Source organism: Pseudoalteromonas sp. T1lg21 (assembly GCF_002964625.1).
Lineage (GTDB): Bacteria > Pseudomonadota > Gammaproteobacteria > Enterobacterales > Alteromonadaceae > Pseudoalteromonas > Pseudoalteromonas gelatinilytica.
Genome location: NZ_PQBX01000016.1, coordinates 1 through 484, shown reverse-complemented (window position 1 = coordinate 484; position 484 = coordinate 1). Strand labels below are relative to the sequence as shown.

Annotated in this window: 1 protein-coding gene; it reads right to left on the bottom strand. The window is 36.6% G+C overall.

What is annotated here, in order from left to right:
• Positions 1–484 (bottom strand): phage integrase N-terminal SAM-like domain-containing protein (locus C2M25_RS06505; protein WP_158679686.1); only part of this gene is annotated, 484 nt, incomplete at both ends.

The window sequence follows — 484 nt, the reverse complement described above, 5'->3', positions numbered from 1 at the left end:
CTTTTCCGTTCCAAATTTGAATGCATTTGTAATCAAAATCAATGTCCTTTACTCGCAATTGCACCGCTTCCATCACACGCAAACCACTTCCATACATTAACCCCGTGATTAAGTAATATCGCTTGGAAAGATGACTCATCAATTGCTTTACTTCATCAGGCGTCATCACTACAGGCAGCTTGGGTTGTCGATTACTTCGTGCAAAATTCAAGTTTAAAGAAAGCTCATTTTTGACAATATGTTTATATAAAAAAGCGAGCGCATTTAAAGCTGCACTTTGTGTTCTAGGTGACATATTACGTTTTAATACAATATGGTCTAAAAACGCTTTGACTTCTGCATCTCCCATTGAGCTTGGGTGACGTTTGTTGTGAAAGTGAATAAATTTTGCGATCCAACCTAAATAAGCATTAATTGTTCTTAATGAATACTGACGAGTGAGCATATAGTCTGCAATGTAGTTTAAATAAGGAGAGCGAGTTTT